Origin of the sequence: Aeromonas sp. A04, assembly GCF_047780465.1 — a bacterium.
Taxonomy (GTDB): domain Bacteria; phylum Pseudomonadota; class Gammaproteobacteria; order Enterobacterales; family Aeromonadaceae; genus Aeromonas; species Aeromonas bestiarum.
Map to the genome: position 1 here is coordinate 244,340 of NZ_JBLNHP010000001.1, position 18,574 is coordinate 262,913.

Here is an 18,574-nt window from a genome sequence, read left to right on the forward strand (position 1 = left end):
CTGTGGGCCCGCCAGCCACCGTATTCTATGGGGCCACGCCCAGGCAGCCCCCCTCCATCCTTAGCCCCGTTCGTGTACCAGCTGGCCATCCACATAGGTGCGGTAGATGGATCTGTCATCCCCCAGGGTCAACAGCACAAACAGCTTGTCCCGCAAGGTGGTGGAGTTGTCGTAGCGCAGCTGCTGCAACGGGGTGGCGACCGGGTCGAGCACCACAAAGTCCGCCTCCTTGCCGATGGCAAAGCTGCCGATCTTCTCGTCCAGCCCCAGCGCATGGGCACCGCCCAGGGTGGCGAGATAGAAGGCCTGATAGGCCGAGAGCCGCTCCCCCTGCAGCTGCATCACCTTGTAAGCCTCGTTGAGGGTCTGCAGCATGTTGAAGGTGGTACCGGCGCCGATATCGGTGCCCATCCCCACCTTCACCTGCTTGCGCCACGCCTTGTGCAGCTTGAAGAGCCCGCTGCCCAGATAGAGGTTGGAGGTAGGGCAGAAGGCGATGGTGGAGCCGGTCTCTTTCAGGCAATCCCACTCCTGCTCTTCCAGATGGACGCAGTGGGCAAACACGCAGTTGTGGCCGGTCAGCCCGTGCTGGTGATAGACATCGAGATAGCCCTGGTGCGCCGGGAAGAGGGATTTCACCCAGGCGATCTCCTCCTTGTTCTCGCACAGATGGGTGTGCAGATAGGTGGTCGGGTACTCTTCGCGCAGCCGTCTCGCCATGGCCAGCTGCTCGGGGGTCGAGGTGGGGGCAAAGCGCGGCGTGATGGCGTAAAGCAAACGGCCATTGCCGTGCCAGCGCTCGATAAGCGCCTTGCTCTGTTCATAACTGCTCTGCGCGGTATCGAGCAGATAATCGGGCGCGTTGCGATCCATCATCACCTTGCCGGCGATCATCCGCATGTTGATGCGGCTCGCCGCCTCGAACAGGGCATCCACCGACTCGGGGTGCACTGTGCCGAACACCAGCGCCGTTGTGGTGCCGTTTCGCAGCAGCTGCTTGATGAAGAAGGTGGACATTTCACGGGCGTATTCGAGGTCGTTGTAGCGCCGCTCGGCCGGAAAGGTGTGGCGGTTGAGCCACTCCAGCAACTGCTCACCATAGGCCCCCACCATCTCGCTTTGCGGGTAGTGAATGTGGGTGTCGACGAAGCCCGGCACTATCATCTTGCCGCGATAGTCCCGCACCCGCACCTCGGCCGGAATGCGATCCTTGCCCCCCTCCCACTGACCGAACCAGTCGATGCAGCCGTTGCGAATGATCAGCAGGCCATCCTCGACCAGACGGGCATTGGGCTCTATCTCCTCGGGCTGGTCCACCACCCGGCTGATGTCGAAGAAACTGCCGCGCACCGCTTTGACGGAGTTGTCGTTTTTCATAACAGTGTCCCTGTTTCTCTTGTTCTGTTGACGTTCTTGTTGCATTGACAATCAGATGCGCTCGGCTTGAGGCGCGCCCCCCGACTCGGGCTCAGCCGGCCTCTGCTCTTTGCGCGAACCCGGCTGGCCCGCGTTGCGGGCGGTGAAGATCACATCCGGCTTGTCGCTGAGCTGGATCAGCTCCACCGTCTCGGCGGCATTGGCGACCGCCTTGCGTCTGCGGCTCTGGGGCAGTACCAGGTTCATGATGATGGCGGTGATGCCGCCAGCGCAGATGGGGTTCTCCACCAGCATGTAGAGCCCGGCCGGCAGCACCTTGAAGACGTTCGGGTCGTAAGATACGCCGAGACCCAAGCCCAGCGAGGTGGCGACTATCAGGGTCTCGCGCCGGTCGAAGCCGTGGCTGATGATGATGCGCCCGCCGGCGATGGCGATCATGGAGAACATGATGGTCATGGCGCCCCCCATCACCGGCGAAGGAATGGTGGTGAAGAAGCGTCCCACCACGGGGAAGAGACCCAGCAGCACCAGGATGACGGCGATGAACTTGCCCACGTGGCGCGACGCCACCCCCGTCATCTGGATGACGCCATTGTTCTGGGCGAAGGTGGTGAGCGGCAGGGAGCCGAGCGCCGAGGCGATCACCGACACCAGGCCGTCCGCCAGCACGCCGCCACTGAGGCGTTTTTGAAACTCGGGGCCCTGGATATCCCGGTGGGAAACCATGGCGGTGGCCGTGATGTCCCCCACCGCCTCCAGCACGCTCAACAGATAGATGGTGCCGGCCAGCACGAAGGCGTGAAAATCGAAGGAAAAGCCGTATTTGAACGGAATGGGAACCGTGATGAGCGGCAGGTTCTCCAGCGCGGAGAAGTCCACCATGCCGAGCATCAGGGCCACCACATAGCCCACCATCAGACCGATGGCGATGCCGCTCATGCGAAGCAGCGGGCTCCTGCTGCAGTTGAAAGCGACGATGACGCAGAGCACCAGCAGCCCCAGCCCTATGTTCTCGTATTTGCCGAAGGTGCCGCTGCTCATGGCGGAGAAGCCGCCACCAAAATCTATGATGCCGACCTTGATGAGGCTGAGGCCAATCATCAGCACCACGACCCCGCTCACGGTCGGGGTGATCACCCGCTTGAGGTAAGGCAGCACGAAGGAGGAGCCCACCACCAGGAAGGCCCCGACGAAGGAGACCCCCAGCAGGGTCGAGACGATCAGCTCCTCGTGCAGGCCATCCTTTTTCATGGCGCTGCCGAGCGCAATCATCACGGTAACGAAGGAGAAATTGACCGACTGGATGGAGAGCAGGCCCGATCCTATGGGGCCGTAGCGGTTCACCTGCAGCCAGGTGCCGATGCCGGAGGCGATCATCGCCATGGAGACCAGATAGGCGGTGGTTTCGGTGGAGAGCCCGAGGGCCCCGCCGACGATCAGCGCCGGGGTCACCATGGGCACAAAAATGGCCAGCAGGTGGGTCACGGCGCCCATCAGGGTTTGATAGAAGGGGGGCTTGTCTTCGAGCGCGTAAATCAGATCCGAGTGCTTGCGTGTTGTTTTAGACATCATGTTTGTCCCATCACACAGAATGTGGGCGGAGTACTCATTCCGCCGTCAGGTGCTGGGGGCAAGCCTGTGCCCGCCCCTCACCTTTTCTTTTGTTATGCCGACGCTTGTTGCTCCAGCTTGCCCAGTTCGCGCAGGATCTGCTCCGGCGTGAAGTGCCACTTGCGCAGCCAGACACCGCAGGCGTCATGGATGGCGGTGGCGATGGCGGGCGCGGCGCCGTTGACCCCGATCTCCGAGATGGACTTGGCGCCGTAGGGGCCGACCTTGTCGTCACTCGGCACCAGAAAGGCCCGAAAATCGCGCGGAATGTCGCCAATCTTGGGGGCGCCATAGCTCTTGAGATCCCGGGTGAGCGGAATGCCCCTGCCGTCGTAGCAGATCTCCTCCGTCATGGTGTGGCCTATGGCCCGCATGGTGGCGCCATAGATCTGGCCGAGCGCCAGTTCCGGGTTGATGGGGGTGCCGCAGTCGAGCAGGGCGTAGAACTTGTCGAGCCGGATCTGACCGGTCCTGACGTTGACCGCCACCTCGGCGAAGTTGGCCCCGTACGGGAAGGCGAGCTCGGAGGTGATGTAGCTGGCGGTGCCCACCAGAATACCGAAGCCGGTACCTGTCTCCGACTTGTGGGCGATCTTGGCAAAGGAGACCTCTCCCAGCTTGCCACGCACCATGCCGGGGAACTCCAGCGCCACCTCCTCCACCGGTTCCCCCAGCATGGCGGCGCCGTGGTACAGGATCTTCGCCTTGAGGTTCTCGGCCGCCATCTTGGCCGCGTTGCCGGAGAAGCAGGTACCGGACGAGGCATAGGCCCCCTTGTCGAACAGGGCGTGATCCGTGTCGCCAGAGATCACATGCACATCCCCGAGCGGGCAACCCAGCACCTCGGCGGTCAGCTTGGCCACGACCGTATCCAGACCGGTGCCGATATCGGCGCCACCTGAGTGGACGATAAAGGTGCCGTCCGATTCCAGCTTGACCATGCAGTTGGCCTGATCGATATCCGGGATCCCCGATTTTTGCATGATGATGGCGACACCACGGCCGATGCGCCAATCCCCGTCGGCGGGTTTGGGGCTGTCCCAGGCGATCAGCTCGCGGCCCTGTTTGAGGATGGGCTCGAGGGCGCAGCTGGCGGCGTGGGGCACAGAGGTGGGCATCTTGCCCTCGCCGATGGCCCCCAGCACCTTGAGGATGTCCCCCTCATGGACCCGGTTGTGCTCCACCATGTCGAGCTGGTCAATCCCCAGTTTCTCAGCCAGTTCGGCGATGGCCATGGTCAGCGCGAAGTTGCCCTTGGGCGCACCATAACCCTGATAGGCCCCGGTCGGGCAGATGTTGCTGTAGTAGGTGTTGACGGTAAAGCGCACGTTGTCGCACGGGTAGAGCGGCAGGGAGAGCGCCGGGCCATTGCTTGGCACCGTCAACGAGTGGTTGCCGTAAGGGCCTGTATTGGCACGAAAATCCATGTCGATGGCGGTGATGGTGCCATCTTTTTTGGCCCCCACTTTCACCTTCACTTTGGCCACGTGGCGGGAGGTGTTGCTGATGAACTCCTCTTCACGGGTGTAGCGGAAGGTGACCGGACGGCCGGTGACCCTGGTCGCCCAGGCGCACACCTCTTCCAGCAGGATATCCTGCTTGGAGCCAAAGCCGCCCCCTACCCGCTCCTTGATCACATGCACCTGGTGCTGCTTCATGCCGACGATGCGCGCCACCTGACGGCGCACGTGCCAGGGCACCTGAGTGGAGGCGTGGATCACCAGCCGATCCCCATCCATGTAGGTAAAGCAGATGTGCGGCTCGGTCGGGCACTGCTGGGCCTGGGTCGATTCGTAGGTGCGCTCGACAATCTCGTCCGCCTCGGCAAAGCCCTTGGCCACGTCACCGATCTGGCCATGGACGCTGGCTGCCAGGTTCTCGTGCGGGCGTGAGCCGATGGGGAAGTTGATGATCATGTGCTCGTCGCCGCGACGCACCGAGCAGGCGTTCTGCTGCTCCAGATCCGCAGGTGCCCCGGCCATGTAGATGATGGGCTCGTCGTGCACCAGGGGTGCATTGGGGGCCATCGCCTCATCGATATTCATGACCGCAGGCAGCACCTGATACTCCACCTCGATGAGCTTCAGCGCAGCCAGTGCGGCTTCTTCACTCTCGGCCACCACGGCGGCGACCCTGTCCCCCACGTGGCGCACCTTGCGGCTGAACATGCGGCGATCCAGCGGTGACGGCTCGGGGGCGCTCTGGCCACCCGGGGTGTAAAACACATCCGGGCAGTTGAGGTGGGTGATGACGTGCACCACGCCCGGCAGCGCTTGCGCGCGGCTCACGTCGAGTCGGGTGATCACTGCATGGGGATGGGGGCTGCGCAGCATCTTGATGATCAGCGCATCCTCGGTAACTCTGTCTTCCACGTAGCAGGGCTTGGCCTGCACCATCTTGGCCGCGTCCACTTTCGGGCAGCTCTTGCCGATATGGCGCAGATCACCCCGAAACTCCGGGGCTATCTGGCACAAATAATCCGGATCCTTCATCCGCGAGCAGGCAAGATCTATGGCCTGATAGAACTGCTGGTAACCGCCATCGCGGTGAAACAGGCCCGAGAGCGCGTCGTCGATTTGATCACGGCTGGGATCGGGGTGGCGATCAAGCAGGTCGGTGACGATGAGCGCGGCGGCCGGATCGTTGTAGCCGGACTGCACCACGCCGACATCCACCATGGCCTGCTGTACCAGACTGAGCTGGTTCCAGCTGCCCAGCGACTCGGCGGTGCGCACCTGGGCCCCCTCCAGCTGGGCGGCGATCAGCAGAGAAGCGTTGATCACCTTGCCGTTGAACAGGATGGCGTCGGAGCCGGCAAAGCCGAAACCATCGTCACTGTTGCGCACCGAGTGCATCCGGCACTGGTTGAACAGCACCCGCTGGGCATTCTCGCCAGCCGGGGCGATGACGGTGCGCTGGGCACCGTTCAGTGTGAAGTTGAGTTCCATCATGCTTGCACCTCCTGCTGCTGGCAGTCCACCAGCAGATCCGCCACTACCACGCCGCTGATATAGCGTTTGTAGGCCACGCTGCCCGTCAGATCGGCGCGCGGGATCAATATCTTGCTGACGGCCGCTTCCAGCGCCCCGTCATGGAGATCGTGGCGCTCCACGTCTCGCAATCGCATCGGCTGCGGCGTGACGCCTGCCAGGGCCACCCGCATCTCGCCAATGCTGTCGAGGGCCACGGCGGCGGTCATCACCGCCAGCCCGTCGGCGTTGCGGCTGATGCGGCGGGTGGCGCAGCGCAGTTCAGGCTCCGGCAGCACAATCCCCAGAATGAGCGCATTGCGCTGCCCCGCCAGATAGGCGTCTATGGGTTGCAGCTGGTTGTTCTCCAGCACCACCACGGCTTCAAGCACCAGCAGCACCGCCAACACTGGGGAGTCCTGCTGCTGGCAGGCAATTTCGCCACCGACGGTGGCCTGATTGCGCAGATGGCGGGAGTAGACAAAGCCCAGCGCCTCGCACAGGGCGGCCGGAGTACGGGGGTCATCTTTCAAGGTCTGCAGGGTGACGGTGGCGCCGATATGGAGCTGACCGTGCTGCTGCTCAATCTGGCCAAGTCCCAGCCGGGCCAGCGAGATGGCGACCTTTTTGTCGGTGCGGGTCGGGGCGGCGTTGAGCTTGCTGCCGCCCCCCATGTAGACGGCGTCGCTGCCAAAGCGGGCCTTGAGTTCCAACGCCTGACCCAGTTGCTCGGGTCGGAAGAATTGCTCAATCATGTGTCGTCCTCACTCTTGCTGCCCGCCGCCGGGGCAATCCACTGGGCGGGCAATCCGGTCCAAAACCATGGAAAGTGGCCTTAGGCCAGCTGATCCATCCGTTGCCACAGGCGGCTCGCCACCTTGCTGGCCTGCTCATAAAGGGGCGCGACATCGAACGGGAACTCGCGGTCCTGATAGACCATGCGCCCCTCCACCATCACGCTGTTGACGCTGTTTGATCCCATGCCGAAGGCGAGATGGCCGCCGAGGTTGCGCGGTGCCAGCGGGGTCGGTGCGTCGTAGTCGCAGATGGTGAGGTCGGCCTTGTAGCCCGCCTCCAGGCGGCCAAACTTGGCGCCGAAGTTGCGCTCCAGCAATGTGTTGCCGTTCCACAGGAAGCGGGCAAAGCTGTCTGGCCAAAGCGCCCCGCCGGCATCCTTGTGCTTGAAGTAGGCGAACTTGAGCTCTTCGAGCATGTCGGAGCCGATGCCGTCGGTACCGAGCGCCAGATTGCGAAACTGTGGCAGGTGCAGGTTGTAGCCCACGTGGTTGTTCATGTTGGAGCGGGCGTTGTGCACCAGGAAGGCATCGCGGCTGTTGAGCAGCTCGATGTCGGAGGGGCTCAGGTAGATGCCGTGGGCAACAAGCGACTTGCTGTCGATAAGACCAAATTCGTCCAACCGGGCGATGGGCTCCTTGCCATGGTGGTGGTGGCCGTGGGCCATGTCGTATCTATCTTCCGCCACATGGATATGCAGACCGCGACCGGTCACCTGCACAGCTTCGCGCAGCATGGCCAGCCCCTCGTCCGGCACAGTGAAAGGTGCGTGGGCACCGATGTGCGCCTCCACCAGATAGGGTTCGCTCCCCTTGGCCTTGGCGGCATCAATGGCCTGCGCGAACAGGATGTTCTCCTCCACCCCGGCCTGCAGCTCGGCGAGGCCGCCGTTGCGATCCGTGGTCTCGAAGCAGGTCATGCCGCGCAGACCCGCCTCCACAAACCCTTTGCGCAGCACATTCAGGGAACCCTTGATGAAGTTGGGCGAGGCGTGGTGGTCGATCACAGCGCTGCAACCGCTCTTGATCGCTTCCAGCGAGCAGATGAGGCCGCTGTAGTAGAGGGACTCCTCATCAAGCGCCCGATCGAGCCGCCACCAGAGGTTTTTCAGGGTGGAGATAAAGTCCGGGCTGGGGGCTATGTTGGCCATGATCCCCCGCGACAGGCCGGAGTAGAAGTGGTTGTGGGCGCAGACGATGCCCGGCATCACCAGCTTGCCCCCCATCTCCCGATAGTTGGCCTCCGGGTAGAGGGCCCGCAGATTGGGCCCCACCGCCTTGATAAGTGTCCCTTCGATGGCGATATCCACCCCTTCCAGCACCCGGGTCGGCTCCAGCTGGACGGCGGTGACGTTTTTCAGAATAAACATGGTTTGCTCCTTCGCTTATTCGTTGTTCGCTCAGGCCGCGACGGCCCCCAGCAGGTAGTGGTGATGGGCGTGGACATGGCTGATGATGCGGCACATGTCAGCGAGCGCCTCGGGGGCATCCTTGATCCGGCTCTGTTCGTCTATGGTCAGGCGATAGGTCTCGCCACCCTGACGGATCCTCAGTTCACCACCATCCGCCAGATAGAAACCGGGGTTGCGGCTGTTGTCGAAGTCCTCGGGCAGGCTGAAGATGGTGACCTTGTCCTGATAGGGCTTGCCCTGCCAGGGGCAGAACTGGGCGCAGTTGCCGCACTCGTTGCAGTAGGCATCCAGGTGCAGGGTCTGGAACTGATCCTTGAAGCCCGGTACGGCGATGGCGACGTTGGCCCGGTTGGGGCAGACATCCACGCACTTGCTGCAGAGGTAGTTGCACTCGAGGCAGCGGTGCGCCTCCTGCGCCACGAAGGCATCCCGCTCGCCCTTGTCGACCAGGGTGACGGCTATGTTCCCTTTGCGGCGGTAGATCTCATCCTTGCCCGACGGCTGGATTGACACCTCGGTCTGGCTTCCGGCGATATGCTCGCGGGCCAGCACCAGATCCGCGGCGCGGCGAGCGCCACCGATGGCCGCGACTATGGAGGATGGGCCGCTCTGCACGTCACCAATCAGGAAGACGTTGCGACGGCTGGTCTCGCCCTGGCTATCCACCTCGGGCCAGCCATCGCTGCCAAGGGGAATCCCCATCGCCTCGAGCACGTCACAATCGGGCTGCTCGCCGATGGCGGTGATCAGGGCATCCATCTGCATCACTTCGGTCTGATCTGTGGGTACCGGACGGCGGCGGCCCTGCTCGTCAGGTTCCCCCAGCGCCATCATCCGCACGACAAGCTTGCCATCTTTGTCAAAGCGCTCCGGATTGGTGAGGAAGCAAAAACGCACCCCATCCTCCACCGCTTCCAGAACCTCCTCACGGTAAGCTGGCATCTCTTTCTCGCTGCGACGGTAGATAACGGTCACATCGCTGACACCGGGCACCTTGAGGGCCGCGCGGGCGCAATCCATGGCGGTGTTGCCGGCGCCGATCACAGCCACATGGCGGCCGAGCGGCAGGGGTTTGCCCTGATTGAAGCTGCGCAGGAAATGGAAGGATTTGTAAATCCGCTCGTGTCCCCCATCGAGGCGCATGCCGCCATTCTTGTCGGCACCTATGCCGACGAAGACATAGGCAAAGCCCTGGGCATGCAGCTTGTCGACAGTCAGGGCCATATCGCAGCCAAACTCGAACTTGACCCCGTGGGCGGCGACAAAGTCGATGTCGTGCGCGATAAGCTCGGCCGGGATGCGGAACTCGGGGATGATGTGTTTGACCACGCCACCGGCATCGGCTTCGCGTTCGAAGATGGTGACCGGATGACCGGCACGGGCCAGGAAGTAACCGGCGGAGAGACCGGCCGGGCCTGCGCCAATCACGGCAACCGGGTGCTTGTCACCGCTGCCTGCCGGTTTGTGCCAGCGCGCCTTGTACCCTTCCCAGCCGCGCTCCAGCGCGACCTTCTTGAGTTCGCGGATATTGAGCGGGCTGTCGTAATCCAGACGAGTGCAGTTGTACTGGCACTGGTGATCACAGATATGGCCTGTGATGGCGGGCAAGGCGTTGCGCTGATAGATGAGTTCCAGCGCAGCCACATACTCCCCCTCGCCCATCAGGCGAATGTACTCGGGGATATCCTGATGCACGGCGCAGGCGGTGACGCAGGGGGCCACGTAGCAGTCGGTCAGCGGCAGACCGCCACCCACTTCGATACGATCCCCGGACTTCCACTCCTTCTGGGTGTAATCCATGGTGAGGGCCTTGGCGGCAAGGGCTTCCAACTTGGCCACATCCACCTGACTCATGGCCCAGCTATCGGAGGCGTCTATCTCTTTGAGGCACTCGAGCTGGCGCAGGTAGCCACCGGGCTTGAGCAGGTCGGTCGCCATGGTAATGGGACGGATGCCGGTCTCGAAGATTTCGGCGATGTTGAACTTGCTGGCGCCACCCGAGTAGGAGATGGGCAGCTTGCCATCGAAGGCGCGGGACAGCACGGCGGCCACGTTGATGGAGAGCGGGAACAGCGCCCGGCCGGACATGTACATCTCATCGCCGGGCAGCGCCCCCTTGCGGTTGATGGTGCCGAGGGTGTTGGTGAGCTTGACCCCGAAGGTGAGCCCCTTCTCGGCCCCCAGCGCCATCAATCGGGTCAGCATCGCCTTGGCCTGATCCAGCTTGAGGTCGTGATCGAACGACGCTTCGCTCAGACCTATGTAATCAAAGCCGCAGGTGTCGAGGATCTCGCGCACCCGCGGGTAGCCCAGCAGGGTCGGGTTCAGTTTGACGAAGGTGTTGAGCCCCTTCTCTTCCAGCATGTAGCGGCAGATGGCCTCAATCTCGTTGGGCGGGCAACCGTGCATGGTGGAGAGGGTGACGCCGTGCACCAGATTGGCCGGGATGCAGTCCGCCAGCTGTTGCAGGCGATCGCGGCGATCTCCCAGTCCCAGCTCGGCGATAAACTGCTCGTCGGCCACGAGGTCACGTACCACCTGCTGGTATTCGGCAAATTTTGAATTGCTGCCGGCATCCATCAGGCTGTGGATGAACTGCTGCATCGGCGGCTGTTTGATGCCATCTAGGTTGTACCCCACGCTCATGTTGAAGATGAAGGACTTGGCCTCCCCGTCGAGACGTGGGTCGAACACCTCTTCCAGCAGATAGAGGGCGAACCAGGCTTTGAGGTACTCGTCGAACGCCTTGGGCAGGGTGAACTCGGTGGACCACTCGGTGTTGAAGCACTCATCCTCGGCATCGATGCAGGGCTTTGCCAGTTCGAGACGGTCCAGGATCTGCACCGTCTTGAGCTCGATAAAGCGCCCGCCGGTCAGCCAGGAGGTGACGATATTCTGGGCCAGCTGGGTATGGGGACCGGCCGCCGGACCGATTGGGGTTTCGCAGGTTTCACCGAACACCTTGATCTTGCGCTCGTCCTGCTTGCGATAAAATTGCGCGGCGGGAATACTGAAAATGCTCTGACTCTCTTTATATTCCGCAAACATGCGGGTCAGCAGGTTCTTGAACGGAAGGGGTCGCATAATATCGCCCATGATGATCTCCTTGCAGCGGCTCTGCTCATTGACTGGGTGAATAAATGGGGCGCATTCACGAGACAGCCCCTTGAAACAGACAAAAGCAACAATCAGGCCAGTGCTGGAAAATTTAATTATGTGAGCGTAAAAGCGTGAGGCGCTTCGAATTAATGAAATATCGACAGGAAATACCTGTTTCGGGGATGAGAGCGGCTATCAATAACGCACATTAATCACGTTGAAATAGCGATAGATGCTGAGAAAGTCTCACGTCGGCGGGGTCGAATATCAGTTTGATAATCTCATTGCGCCTGCCTTTATCAGGCCACGCAGGGTGATAATGTCGGCCACCACAGCGGCCACAATGCCGTGTTTGTCCTGGTTCCGATTTTCATAATTATGCACTGACATGCATTTGATAATAGTCAGGCTCAGCCAGCGTCGTCTGCCCGCAGCAGCGCCTGATAACGCTCAGGGGTGTCCACATCCAGCAGGATGGCGTCACTGTGCACCTCGACGAAGCGATGGGGATGTGCCATCAACCAGCGGCGGATCGAGCCTTGTACCGGCGCTTCGGCCAGCGCTTTGCCAAGGGATGATGGCAGCAACACAGGATGCCCTGACTCGCCCAGATAACGGGGGAAAAGTGTGTGGGGGCCCCGTGCCTGCCAGAGCGTCTGGTAGACATCGGGGGGAATGCAGGGCAGATCGCCGTGGGAGATGAAGAGGTAGTCGCTGCTGCTGGCCGCCAGTGCCAGCCGGATGGAGCTGCCGAGCCCCTGTGCATAATCATGGTTTTCCACCAGCAGGATCTCGGGTCTCTCTGCATAGCGCGCCATCAGCTCGTCACCGCGATGTCCCACCACCAGAATAATACGGTCACAGAAAGCGAGGGCATTTTTGAGACTCTCATCAAGAATCGTGCTCTGGCGATACGGTAGCATCAGTTTCCACGCGCCCATTCGCGACGAGAGGCCGGCCGCCGTTATTATGCAGTCGCATCTCGTTCTGGAATGACAGTGCTGTTCACTGCCTGCGCCCTTATTTGAATCGGTCGTTGCCATGCCCATCCCCTCATCTGTCCAGCGTGCCTTTCCCGATATTGAGACACTATTAAACCCGCTCACCGAAAATATAGATAGCCGTACCACCTTAATTAGCCTCTGCGGCGCCGGCGGCAAAACCAGCACCCTGTTCTGGCTGGCGGAATATTTTTATAAACAGGGCAAAAGAGTGCTGATTACCACCAGCACCCGGATGTTTCTGCCAGCCCAGTCACACTATCGGGAATTGATCCTGGAAGCCGATCCCGTCCGCCAGCTCACCCGCTGCCAGCACCTGCCCGATGGCCCCACCCTGGTCGCCCTGTTCAGCCATCTCGATCGGACCAGCGGCAAGGCCGTGGGGCCCACGCCCCAACAGATCGATCTCATCAAGGGGCAGCAGCGCTTCGATCTCATCCTGGTGGAGGCGGACGGCGCCCATCACAAGTTATTGAAAGTGCCCGCTTTGCACGAACCTTGCATTCCACACCAGAGTGACTGGGTAATCGCCCTGGTGGGCGGCGCCATGGTGGGGGCCAAGGCCGACCCCCAGCAGATCCACCGCTGGGCCGAACTCCAGTCCCTGTACGGGATAGAGGCCGGTGAGCCGCTGGATTGGGCGCTGTTTGACCGGCTGCTCGCCCACCCCCAGGGGGTGTTCAAGGGCACCCCGGCCAGGGCCCGCCGGATCTGGTTTATCAATGGCGATTATCAAAATGAGGCGTCATGGCAGCCGCAGTTGATAACGCTGCTGGCCCGTCACCCCGAGCTCCACGCCATCTGGCAGGGAGCGGTACGCGAGCCCATCGCCATTCGTCATGTGGTGAGCCAGGCCCCTCTGGATGGCGAACTGGTGGCTTCACCGCGCGCATGACCCGTTAAGGATGAAATGAGGTACCTTATGAATCTTTTTTCACACGCAGCCCAACTGGAACAGGCCAACACCCCGTTCGCGATGGCCCAGATCATCGAGAGCCGCGGCTCTACCCCGCGCCATCAGGCCCAGATGCTGGTGATGGCCGACGGCCAGATCCTCGGCACCATAGGCGGCGGCATGATAGAGCGGCTGGTGATAGAGGAAGCCGTCGCGGCCATTGGTGAGCGCAAGCCGCGCATATTCCACGGCCGCATGGCCCGCAACGGCGAGCATGCGGTGGGCTCGGATTGCGGCGGCGCCATGTCGGTCTATATCGATGTCTACGGCCTGCGCCCCCGTCTGGTATTGATCGGCGCCGGTCATGTCAACCGGGCGCTGGCCCAGGCCGCGGCCCCCTTGGGCTTTGATATCCATGTCGGCGACTGTTTTGAAGGGAGCCTCAACCCCGAGCTCTTCCCCGCCGGTACCCATCTCAAGCAGGCCGAGAGCATGAGCGCCGTGATCGAGGCGCTGGCCATAGAGCCCGCCAACTTCGTCATCATAGCCACCAACCACCAGGACAAGGAGGCGCTGGAGCGGCTCATCTCCCGTCCCCTCGCCTACCTGGGGCTGCTCGCCAGCAAGCGCAAGGTGCAGACCTTCACCCAGGCCCTGCGCCAGCAAGGCATCAGCCAGGAGCAGTTGCAACGGCTGCACGCCCCCATCGGCTACAACATAGGCGCCGAGACCCCGGAGGAGATCGCCATCAGCATCCTCGCCGAGCTGCTGCAGGTAAAAAACGGCAAATCGGGCGGCCTGATGCAGGATGACGTGCGCCTCAAGCGGGATCGGCTGGTGGTGATGCGCGGCTCCGGCGACATCGCCACCGGGGTGGCGCTGCGGCTCTACAATGCCGGCTTCAAGGTGGTGATGCTGGATCTCGACAAGCCCACCGTGATCCGCCGCACAGTGGCCTTCGCCCAGGGGATGTTTGACGGCGAAACCAGCGTCGAAGGGGTGTGTGCCAAGCGGGTCGAGAGCGTCGAGCAGGCGTTCGAGCAGCTGGATCTTGGCATAATCCCGCTGCTGGTCGACCCCGATTGCACGACTCTGAGTGATCTCAAGCCCCGCTATCTGGTGGATGCCATTTTGGCCAAGCAGAACCTCGGCACCCACAGGGAGATGGCCCCCATCACGGTCGCCCTCGGCCCGGGCTTCGAGGCGGGGCGCGACTGCGATGCGGTGATCGAGACCAACCGCGGCCACCATCTGGGGAGAGTCATCTATCAGGGCCCCGCCCAGCCCAACACCGGCATTCCCGGGGTGATCGAGGGGCACTCGGCCCGCCGGGTGGTGCGTGCCCCCGCCGCCGGGATGATGAAGAGCCTGATCAAGCTCGGTGATCTGGTGCAGGAGGGCGATGTGATCGCCCACGTGGGGGACGCCCCTATTATCGCGCCGCTCTCTGGCATGGTGCGGGGTCTGCTGAGCGATGGCATTGAGGTGACCGTCGGCTTCAAGATCGGTGACATAGACCCCAGAGGCGAGCGGGCCGATCCCACTACGGTATCGGACAAGGCCCGGGCGATCGGTGGCGCGGTATTGGAGGCCATGATGCACCTGGCTCAGCGCAGATAAGGGCAAACGCCATTGCCCTATCGGCAAGGCCCGCGTTATCGATCGGTGGCGCGGTATTGGAAGCCATGATGCATCTGGCCCAGCGCAGATAAGCCAGCACAGAAGCAAAAAAGGGCCCGCCATGATGGCGGGCCCTTTGCTATTCCTTTACCTGCGATGGGCTCAACCCTGCTTGATCCGGGTCTCCCCCGCCACCGACACCACGGAACGCTTGCCCTTGCGGCTGATGACGACAAGCGCCAGCACGATAAGCAGGATGCCGCTCCCCTCCACCGGCCCCGGGTTTTCGCCGAGCAGCCACCAGGAGAGCAGCACGCCTGTTACCGGTACCGCCAGTGTGCTGAGCCCGGCAATCCCCGCCGGCAATTTTTTCAGTACGAAGAGCCAGAGGCTCCAGGCCAGCGCGGTGGCGAAGATGGCGCTGTAGGCGAGCGCCCCAAACACATAGGGCTGCCAGTCGATGGGCCGCTCCGGCACCAGGGCCGCCACCAGTGCCATCACCAGGGTGGCGTAAATCATCTGCCAGGTGGTGAGGGACATGAGATCCACCCCGGGGTGGCGGGCATACATCCGCTTGGCGATGATGGCGCTGATCCCCCAGCAGATGCCGGAGGCGATCCCCAGCAGCGCGCTCTTCATGGAATCCAGATGCAGTTGCCAGGGCTCGATCACCAACAGCAGTCCGCAAGCCGCCACCCCGACCGCCACATAGTGCAGCTTGCGCATCCGCTCCCCCAGGAAGAGCGCCGCGAAGATCACCACCCAGAACGGCATGGTGTAACTCAGAATGGCCACCTTGCCCGCCCCGCCGCTGATGAGCGCCCACTGGGCCAGCCCCACCATGCCGCAGGTCTGAAACAGGGCTATGGCCAGGGTGTAGCGAAACGGGGTGGGTGTGAGGTATTGGCGACCACGCAGACACTGCACCAGCAGCAGCACTAGGGATCCGCACAGGCAGCGCAGGGCGGTGAACTCGAAGGCCCCCGCGTAGAGCATCACCTGCTTCATCACTATCCAGCTGTAACTCCAGATGGCGGTGAGCAGGACCAAGCCCCCCAGCGCCGCCATATTGATCTTTGTGCTCATTGCTCTGCCTTGTCGCCTCTGCTGCTGGCCCATCTTATGCCAAGGGGGGCCATCTTACGCCTCTCCTTTCGCCCTGCCCATCGTCGGGTAACGGGTCTGTCTGCCAACACAAAGGGGGCCTTGGGCCCCCTGTTTGCAACCATCAAAGGCGAGGCTACAGGCTGATCAGGGTGCCGGTTTTGCCGGCGATCCCCTCGGCGGCCTTCTCCAGCAAGGTGATCAGGGATTTGCGCCCCGGCAAGGATGTGGCGAACGAGAGCGCCGCCTCCACCTTGGGCAGCATGGAGCCCTTGGCAAACTGCCCCTGGGCGATAAAGCCGTTGGCATCGGCCACGCTCAGGGTATCGAGCCACTGCACATCGGGCTTGCCGAAGTTGATGGCCACTTTCTCTACCGCGGTGAGGATGATCAGCATGTCGGCATCGATCAGCTCCGCCAGTTTGGCGCTGGCCCAATCCTTGTCGATCACCGCGCTGGCACCGCGCAGATGATTGCCTTCGCGCAGCACAGGGATGCCGCCACCACCAACTGTGATCACCACCTGGCCGGCGGCCAGCATGGCGGAGACTGTCTCTTTCTCTATGATGTCGACGGGTTTGGGGGATGCCACCACCCGGCGATAGCCGCGACCTGCGTCCTCTTTGAGCCGCTCGCCCTTGGCCATCAGCGCCTCGGCCTCCTCCTTGCTGAAGAAGCCGCCGATGGGTTTGCTTGGGTCGAGAAAGGCGGGATCGTTTTTATCCACCTCAACTTGCGTCACCAGAGTGGCGACCGGTTTGTGAATGCCACGCGCCAGCAAGGCCTCGCGCAAGGCGTTTTGCAGGTCATACCCGATGTAACCCTGGCTCAGGGCCACGCAGACCGACATGGGCAGATGGGGGGCTTTGGGGTCGTGGCGGGCCGCCACCTCGAACGCCTGCTGGATCATCCCCACCTGGGGGCCGTTGCCGTGGGTCACCACCACCTCATGCCCCTGGGCTATCAGGTCGGCAATGGTGTGCGCCGTGCTCTGCACCGCCTTCATCTGCTCGGGCAGGTTGTTGCCAAGGGCATTGCCACCCAGAGCCAGTACGATTCGCTGTTTCATCTTGTTATCTCCAATGAGGGGACAAGCCGGCGCGATACCGGCCCACCTTTCGTTGTTCAAAAAATCTCATGACTTTGCGGGATGCGAACTGCTTGTCAGCCTGCCACCGCGGGGCAAGGCGAGTGCAGATCCGGCGCCAAGGCCGGGTCAAAGGGCGCTCTGGCCAGAAAGCGGCCGTGACCACGTCGCCCCAGAAACTCGCCGTCGCGGGCCACTGTCTCGCCGCGGCTCAGCACCATCCTGATCTGGCCGGGGCAGCGCATCCCCTCGTAGGGGCTGTAGTCACCGTTGTCGTGCAGCGCGGCGTGACGGATCAGGGTCTCACCGCTGGGATCCATGATCACCAGATCGGCATCAGACCCAAGTTGCAGGTTGCCCTTGCGCGGCCAGAGGCCAAAGAGGCGCGCCGGGTTGGCGCTGGTGAGCGCCACGAAGCGCGACGGCGAAATGCGCCCACCGAGCACCCCGTGGGCAAACAGCAACAGCATCCGGTTTTCGACCCCTGGCAGCCCGTTGGGGCAGAGGCTGAAATCGCCCCCTGACAGGGTCATGCGCTGGGCGTGGGAGAAGTTGCAGTGATCTGTTGCCACAGTGTCTATGTCGCCGGCAGCGACGCCGACCCACAACTTGTCCTGCTCGCTGCGACCGCGCAGTGGCGGGCTCAACAAGAAGTCGACCCCGTTTTCCTTGTAGTAGCAGCTGTCATCGAGCAGCAGATATTGCGGGCAGGTTTCCACCCAGACCGGCTGCCCCTGGCGGCGCGCCAGTTTCAGGTACTCGAGCCCCAGCCCGTTGGAAAGGTGGACGATATAAAGCGGCGCATTGCCCGCCAGCGCCGCCAGATTGATCATCCGGGCCACCGCCTCGGCTTCGCACTCCAGCGGGCGGCTCTGGGGGTGATACCAGGGTTCATGGTGGCCCGCGGCCAGCAGGGCAGCCCGGCGCGCCGCTATGGCGGCATCGTTCTCGGGATGGACGGTGGCGAGCGCCCCCACCTCTTTGAGGCGAGCCAGGGCGCGCAGCACGTCGTGGTCCCCCAGCTTGTACTGGTAGGTGAGATAGAGCTTGAAGCTGCTGATCCCCTCCTCCTGCACCATGGCGGCCATCTCGTGGAGGATGGCGTCATCCACATGCTGGATCACGCCGTGAAAGCCGTAGTCGATCACCGCCTGTGTGGCGGCGTAGTCGTGATAGCGGGCCAGCTGGTGATGCAGCTTGCACCCCGCCGGGCCAAATCCCATGTGATCGACAACTGTGGTGGTGCCACCACAGGCGGCGGCACGGGTACCGCTGAAAAAGTCATCGCAACTGCGGGCAATGCCGACATCTATGTTGAAGTGGGTGTGGACGTCGATGCCGCCCGGCATCACGTAGCAGCCGTTGGCATCGATCACCTCGGTCTCGCCATCGGGCTGGATATCGGCGGCGCGCTCACGGATCACCCCTTTTTCGATCAGCAGATCCTGACGATATTCCCCTTGTGCATCGACCAGCACACCGTTTTTGATCAGCCGCTTCATCCCCACCACCTCGAATATCGCATCGCTTCAAACAGCAAGGCCCCGCCTCAATGGAGACGGGGCTCTGGCAACAGAGGGGCGGCGATAACGCTCGCCGCCCGGC

The 18,574-nt window shown here is 62.5% G+C and carries 12 protein-coding genes; 2 read left to right on the forward strand and 10 right to left on the reverse strand.

Annotation, left to right across the window (positions count from 1 at the left end):
- Positions 1 to 60: 60 nt before the first annotated feature.
- From guaD to mocA, 7 genes are all read right to left on the reverse strand, one after another.
- Entirely contained in the window at positions 61 to 1,377 is a 1,317-nt protein-coding gene (gene guaD / locus ACM3N8_RS01020) for a guanine deaminase (RefSeq protein ID WP_416015309.1), read from the reverse strand.
- 51 nt (positions 1,378 to 1,428) lie between these two features.
- Entirely contained in the window at positions 1,429 to 2,946 is a 1,518-nt protein-coding gene (locus tag ACM3N8_RS01025) for a nucleobase:cation symporter-2 family protein (RefSeq protein WP_290018296.1), read from the reverse strand.
- Positions 2,947 to 3,041: 95 nt separating this feature from the next.
- Complete coding sequence (locus ACM3N8_RS01030; RefSeq protein ID WP_416015310.1) at positions 3,042 to 5,939, reverse strand: molybdopterin-dependent oxidoreductase Mo/Fe-S-binding subunit; 2,898 nt, start codon at positions 5,937 to 5,939, stop codon at positions 3,042 to 3,044.
- A complete protein-coding gene (gene ygfM, locus ACM3N8_RS01035) occupies positions 5,936 to 6,712 on the reverse strand; it encodes a molybdopterin-dependent oxidoreductase FAD-binding subunit (RefSeq protein ID WP_416015311.1) in 777 nt (258 codons plus the stop codon). The genes ACM3N8_RS01030 and ygfM overlap by 4 nt, the downstream gene beginning before the upstream one ends.
- An 80-nt stretch (positions 6,713 to 6,792) precedes the next feature.
- Complete coding sequence (gene ssnA / locus ACM3N8_RS01040; RefSeq protein WP_290018299.1) at positions 6,793 to 8,121, reverse strand: putative aminohydrolase SsnA; 1,329 nt, start codon at positions 8,119 to 8,121, stop codon at positions 6,793 to 6,795.
- Between the two features lie 30 nt (positions 8,122 to 8,151).
- Positions 8,152 to 11,259, reverse strand: a complete 3,108-nt coding sequence (gene ygfK, locus ACM3N8_RS01045) for a putative selenate reductase subunit YgfK (RefSeq protein WP_416015312.1) — start codon at positions 11,257 to 11,259, stop codon at positions 8,152 to 8,154.
- Positions 11,260 to 11,672: 413 nt separating this feature from the next.
- A complete protein-coding gene (gene mocA / locus ACM3N8_RS01050; protein WP_378080146.1) occupies positions 11,673 to 12,311 on the reverse strand; it encodes a molybdenum cofactor cytidylyltransferase in 639 nt (212 codons plus the stop codon).
- Between mocA and yqeC the strand changes: the two genes are divergently transcribed.
- Both yqeC and yqeB read left to right on the forward strand, forming a co-directional pair.
- Positions 12,304 to 13,158: a selenium cofactor biosynthesis protein YqeC gene (gene yqeC, locus ACM3N8_RS01055; protein ID WP_378080147.1), complete on the forward strand. Its 855-nt coding sequence runs from the start codon at positions 12,304 to 12,306 to the stop codon at positions 13,156 to 13,158. The two genes, mocA and yqeC, sit on opposite strands and share 8 nt — an antisense overlap.
- Positions 13,159 to 13,185: 27 nt before the next feature.
- A complete protein-coding gene (gene yqeB, locus ACM3N8_RS01060; protein WP_416015313.1) occupies positions 13,186 to 14,778 on the forward strand; it encodes a selenium-dependent molybdenum cofactor biosynthesis protein YqeB in 1,593 nt (530 codons plus the stop codon).
- A 162-nt stretch (positions 14,779 to 14,940) separates the two neighbouring features.
- Here the strand turns inward: yqeB and ACM3N8_RS01065 are convergent, their stop codons facing one another.
- From ACM3N8_RS01065 to hydA, 3 genes are all read right to left on the reverse strand, one after another.
- Positions 14,941 to 15,864 carry a DMT family transporter gene (locus tag ACM3N8_RS01065; protein WP_103470826.1) on the reverse strand — a complete coding sequence of 308 codons (924 nt, stop codon included), beginning with the start codon at positions 15,862 to 15,864 and terminating at the stop codon, positions 14,941 to 14,943.
- A gap of 154 nt (positions 15,865 to 16,018) precedes the next feature.
- Entirely contained in the window at positions 16,019 to 16,951 is a 933-nt protein-coding gene (gene arcC, locus ACM3N8_RS01070) for a carbamate kinase (protein WP_416015314.1), read from the reverse strand.
- Positions 16,952 to 17,046: 95 nt separating this feature from the next.
- Positions 17,047 to 18,471, reverse strand: a complete 1,425-nt coding sequence (hydA, locus tag ACM3N8_RS01075) for a dihydropyrimidinase (protein WP_416015315.1) — start codon at positions 18,469 to 18,471, stop codon at positions 17,047 to 17,049.
- Between the last annotated feature and the right edge of the window lie 103 nt (positions 18,472 to 18,574).